Source organism: Shewanella sp. UCD-KL12 (genome assembly GCF_001957125.1).
GTDB lineage: Bacteria > Pseudomonadota > Gammaproteobacteria > Enterobacterales > Shewanellaceae > Shewanella.
Window position 1 is genome coordinate 1 of record NZ_MPHJ01000052.1, and the last position, 694, is coordinate 694.

The 694-nt window shown below is 45.2% G+C and carries 1 rRNA gene; it reads right to left on the reverse strand.

Annotated elements, in window-relative coordinates:
* A 16S ribosomal RNA gene (locus BM736_RS24790) occupies nt 1-287 on the reverse strand; the annotation flags it as partial.
* Between the last annotated feature and the right edge of the window lie 407 nt (nt 288-694).

The window sequence follows — 694 nt, forward strand, 5'->3', positions numbered from 1 at the left end:
AGGGATCGTCGCCTAGGTAAGCCATTACCTTACCTACTAGCTAATCCCACCTAGACTCATCTAATCGCGAAAGGCCCGAAGGTCCCCTCCTTTCCCCCGTAGGGCGTATGCGGTATTAGCAGTCGTTTCCAACTGTTATCCCCCACGACTAGGCAGATATCTAGGCATTACTCACCCGTCCGCCGCTCGACAGCAAAGGTGCAAGCACCTTCCTGTTTCCGCTCGACTTGCATGTGTTAGGCCTGCCGCCAGCGTTCAATCTGAGCCATGATCAAACTCTTCAATTAAAGTTTTGTTGTTCTCACCCGATTAAGGATGAAGAACGGCTCAATGAATTATACTGTTTATATAAGTGACTCGAACTAAGTTCGAATCTATGAACATTCATTCATTGAGTAAATTTTTGATTGCTTCCTAAGAAGCAATTTCGAATAACTCAACACCTGTGAATGTCCACACAGATTTCTTGTTTCGTATTGTTAAAGAACGTGGCGCTAAGTAGCACCGCCGTTGACGCTAGGTCGCTGGCTTGAGGAGGCGTATTCTACACTTCCCGTTGTTGGCGTCAAGTGCTTTTAAAAATTTAATTTCAAACGTTTAAAACGAGGAAATTAATTAGCTTACTTGTTGCCCTGACTGGGTTTCAGCTTCTGTTTAAGAAGGCTGGTTTGCCGTGTCAGTGGGAGCGCATTAT